General features: G+C 69.8%; 3 protein-coding genes. All 3 read left to right on the forward strand.

The window, feature by feature from the left end; genetic code table 11:
* Window positions 1–315 precede the first annotated feature (315 nt).
* Complete coding sequence (rhaI, locus tag ACFU7D_RS28750; RefSeq protein ID WP_378873702.1) at window positions 316–1,485, forward strand: L-rhamnose isomerase; 1,170 nt, start codon at window positions 316–318, stop codon at window positions 1,483–1,485.
* Between the two features lie 20 nt (window positions 1,486–1,505).
* The gene (locus ACFU7D_RS28755; protein ID WP_378873705.1) at window positions 1,506–3,536 is read left to right on the forward strand and encodes a bifunctional aldolase/short-chain dehydrogenase; all 2,031 of its coding nucleotides are present in this window, start codon (window positions 1,506–1,508) and stop codon (window positions 3,534–3,536) included.
* A partial coding sequence (locus ACFU7D_RS28760) for a rhamnulokinase family protein (protein WP_378873708.1) occupies window positions 3,533–4,532 on the forward strand: 1,000 nt, incomplete at its 3' end. The genes ACFU7D_RS28755 and ACFU7D_RS28760, both read left to right, overlap by 4 nt.

Here is a 4,532-nt window from a genome sequence, read left to right on the forward strand (position 1 = left end):
AGGCGGGGTGGGTGGCGGTCACGACGGGGCGACTCGGCGACGGTTGCGGTCAGGACGCGCCGACTCGGCGACGGTTGCGGTCAGGACGCGCCGACTCGGCGACGGTTGCGGTCAGGATGCGCCGACTCGGCGACGGTTGCGGTCAGGATGCGCCGACTCGGCGACGGTTGCGGTCAGGATGCGCCGACTCGGCGAAGGCCGGCGCGAAAACTGAAACGCAACGAAAGCCAGCCCCCTCTTGACGCAAGTGACGTGCGCCACTAACGTCGGATGCGCGCTTTGAAACCTTTCAACCGCACACAGAGAGGCTCTCCGATGACGACGTTCGACCAGATCTCGGGCGACCTGGCCGCCCTTGAGATCGAGGTCCCCTCGTGGGCCTACGGAAACTCGGGGACCCGGTTCAAGGTCTTCGGCACCCCCGGCACCCCGCGCACCCCCGAGGAGAAGGTCGCCGACGCGGCCACCGTCCACCGCTTCACCGGCCTGGCGCCGAGCGTCGCGCTGCACATCCCGTGGGACAGGGTCGATGACTACGCGGCGCTGCGCGGCTATGCCGAGGACCAGGGGATCGCGCTCGGCACGATCAACTCCAACACCTTCCAGGACGACGACTACAAGCTCGGTGCGCTCACCCACACCGACGCGAAGATCCGGCAGAAGGCGATCGACCACCACTTCGAGTGCATCGAGGTGATGGACGCGACCGGCTCGCGCGACCTGAAGATCTGGCTCGCCGAGGGGTCCAACTATCCGGGGCAGGCCGACATGCGCGGCCGCCAGGACCGGCTCGCCGAGTCGCTCGCGACCATCTACGAGCGCTTGGGCGACGAGCAGCGCCTGGTGCTGGAGTACAAGTTCTTCGAGCCGGCGTTCTACCACACCGACGTCCCCGACTGGGGCACGTCGTTCGCCCAGGTCAGCGCCCTCGGTGACCGGGCCGTCGTCTGCCTCGACACCGGCCACCATGCGCCCGGCACCAACATCGAGTTCATCGTGATGCAGCTGCTGCGGCTGGGGAAGCTCGGCTCCTTCGACTTCAACAGCCGCTTCTACGCCGACGACGACCTGATCGTCGGCGCGGCCGACCCGTTCCAGCTCTTCCGGATCCTCGTCGAGGTCGTCCGCGGCGGCGGCTTCAAGCCGCTGAAGGATGGCGGGGTCGCGTTCATGCTCGACCAGTGCCACAACATCGAGAAGAAGATCCCGGGCCAGATCCGGTCCGTGCTCAACGTCCAGGAGATGTCCGCGCGGGCGCTCCTCCTCGACACCGACGCTCTTGCCAAGGCGCAGGAGGACGGCGACGTACTCCTGGCCAACGAGATCTTCATGGACGCCTTCTACACCGACGTACGCGCCGACCTCGGCGGGTGGCGTGAGGACCGTGGCCTGGCCGCGGACCCGATGCGCGCCTACCTGGCCAGCGGCTACCAGGAACAGATCGAAGCCGCCCGAGTCGGCGGCACCCAGGCCGGATGGCTGTGAATCACGTGAGCGGGAGAAAGATGACCACTGCAGAAGACCTGATCGCGCGCTCGAACCGTCTCGGCGCGGATCCGAAGAACACCAACTACGCCGGCGGCAACACCTCCGCCAAGGGCACTGCGACCGACCCGGTGACGGGCCAGGACGTCGAGCTGCTCTGGGTCAAGGGCTCCGGCGGTGACCTCGGCACCCTGAAGGAGAGCGGTCTGGCGGTGCTCCGGCTCGACCGGATGCGCGCGCTCGTCGACGTCTACCCGGGCGTCGAGCGCGAGGACGAGATGGTCGCCGCGTTCGACTACTGCCTGCACGGCAAGGGCGGCGCGGCGCCGTCGATCGACACCGCGATGCACGGCCTCGTCGACGCCGAGCACGTCGACCACCTCCACCCCGACTCCGGCATCGCGATCGCGACCGCCGCCGACGGCGAGAACCTCACCAAGGAGATCTTCGGCGACCAGGTCGTCTGGGTGCCGTGGCGCCGACCCGGCTTCCAGCTCGGCCTCGACATCGCCGAGCTCAAGGCGAAGAACCCGCAGGCGGTCGGCTGCATCCTCGGCGGCCACGGCATCACCGCCTGGGGCGACACCTCCGAGGAGGCCGAGAAGAACTCGCTCTGGATCATCGACACGGCCGCCGCCTACATCGCCGAGCACAGCAAGGCGGAGCCGTTCGGCCCCGCGCTCGACGGCTACGCGCCCCTGGACGAGGCGGAGCGGCGTACGAAGGCTGCTGCTCTGGCTCCCACGATCCGTGGCATCGCCTCGGCGGACCAGCCGATGGTCGGCCACTTCACCGACGCCGAGGTGGTCCTCGACTTCCTGGCCAGCGAGGCGCACCCGCGTCTGGCCGAGCTCGGCACCTCGTGCCCCGACCACTTCCTGCGCACGAAGGTGAAGCCGCTGGTCCTCGACCTCCCGGCCTCCGCCTCGGTGGAGGAGTCGATCGCCCGCCTCAAGGAGCTCGCGGTCAGCTACCGCGAGGACTACCAGGGCTACTACGACCGGCACGCCGACGCGAACAGCCCCGCGATCCGCGGCAAGGACCCGCTCATCGTCCTGGTCCCCGGCGTCGGCATGTTCTCCTTCGGCAAGAACAAGCAGACCGCCCGGGTGGCGGGGGAGTTCTACGTCAACGCGATCAACGTGATGCGCGGCGCCGAGGGGCTCTCGACGTACGCCCCGATCGACGAGTCGGAGAAGTTCCGGATCGAGTACTGGGCGCTCGAGGAGGCCAAGCTCCAGCGGATGCCCGCACCCAAGCCCCTCGCGACCAGGGTCGCCCTGGTCACCGGCGCCGCCTCCGGCATCGGCAAGGCCACCGCGCAGCGGCTCGCCGCCGAGGGCGCCTGCGTCGTGATCGCCGACCTCGACCTCGCCAAGGCCGAGGCCGCTGCCGCCGAGATCGGCGGCCCCGACGTCGCCGTGGGTCTCGCCGCGGACGTCTCGAACGAGGCCGCCGTGCAGGCGATGTTCGACGCCGCGGTGCTCGCCTTCGGCGGTGTCGACCTGGTCGTCAACAACGCCGGCCTGTCGCTGTCCAAGTCGCTGCTGGAGACCACCGAGCGCGACTGGGACCTCCAGCACGACGTGATGGCCAAGGGCTCGTTCCTGGTCTCCAAGGCTGCGGCGAAGGTGCTGATCGAGCAGGAGATGGGCGGCGACATCGTCTACATCTCCTCCAAGAACTCGCTCTTCGCCGGGCCCAACAACGTCGCCTACGGCGCAGCCAAGGCCGACCAGGCCCACCAGGTCCGCCTGCTGGCCGCCGAGCTCGGTGAGCACGGCGTCAAGGTCAACGGCATCAACCCCGACGGCGTGGTCCAGGGCTCCGGCATCTTCGCCGGCGGCTGGGGCGCCAAGCGGGCCGAGGTCTACGGGGTCAAGGAGGAGGAGCTCGGCAAGTTCTACGCCCAGCGCACCCTGCTCAAGCGCGAGGTGCTCCCGGAGAACATCGCCAACGCCGTCTTCGTGCTCTGCGGGCCCGACCTGACCCACACCACCGGCCTGCACGTCCCCGTCGACGCCGGCGTCGCCGCAGCGTTCTTGCGATGAGTCCACACGTCAGGGTCGCGGCGGTCGACCTGGGTGCCACCTCCGGTCGGGTGATGTCCGGCCGGATCGGTGGCGACCGGGTCGAGATCAACGAGCTGCACCGCTTCCCCAACGGAGCGGTACGTGTCCGCGGCTCGCTCTTCTGGGACGTGCTCGGCATCCATCGCGAGGTGCTCACCGGCATCCGTGAGGTGGCCGGCACGGGACCGCTGCACGGCATCGGGATCGACTCCTGGGCCATCGACCACGGGCTGCTGGACCACGACGGCCAGCTGCTCGGCCAGGTCTTCAGCCACCGCGACGCCCGTGTCGAGGGGATCGCCGAGAAGGTGGTCGCGCAGATCGGTGCGGCCACGCTCTACGGCACCACCGGCATCCAGCAGCTCCCGTTCAACACGATCTACCAGCTCGTCGCGGCCCGCGGCACCACCGCGTTCGATGCGGCCGAGACGATGCTGCTGCTGCCGGACCTGCTCGGCTACTGGCTCACCGGTGCGATCGGCGCCGAGCGCACCAACGCCTCGACCACCCAGCTCTACGACGTCCGGCAGGGCGTCTGGGCGGTCGACCTGTGCCGGGAGCTCGGGCTTCCCGAAGGGGTCCTCCCGCCCCTTCGGGACCCGGGCTCTCTCCTCGGGCCGCTGCTGCCCGACGTCGCCGAGGACCTGGGTGCCTCGGCCGAGGTGCCCGTGGTGGCGGTGGGCTCCCACGACACCGCCTCGGCGGTCGTCGCGGTCCCCGCAGAGGCCCGCGACTTCGCCTACATCTCCTCGGGCACCTGGTCCCTGGTCGGCCTCGAGCTCGACCGGCCCGTGCTGACCGAGGACGCCCGGCTCGCCGACTTCACCAACGAGGTCGGCGTCGACGGGACCATCCGGTTCCTCAAGAACGTGATGGGCCTGTGGGTCCTGTCCGAGTCGCTGCGCTCGTGGAGCGAGCGGCGCTACCAGGGCGCCGAGCTCCGCTCGCTGCTCGCGGCCGCGGCGGAGCTCGAGC

Origin of the sequence: Nocardioides sp. NPDC057577, from assembly GCF_042801335.1 — a bacterium.
Lineage (GTDB): Bacteria > Actinomycetota > Actinomycetes > Propionibacteriales > Nocardioidaceae > Nocardioides.

What these genes read in the sequence shown, in the direction of transcription:
- rhaI (WP_378873702.1), top strand. Translation starts at nt 316, where the DNA reads ATGACGACGTTCGACCAGATCTCGGGCGACCTGGCCGCCCTTGAGATC.
- ACFU7D_RS28755 (WP_378873705.1), top strand. Translation starts at nt 1,506, where the DNA reads ATGACCACTGCAGAAGACCTGATCGCGCGCTCGAACCGTCTCGGCGCG.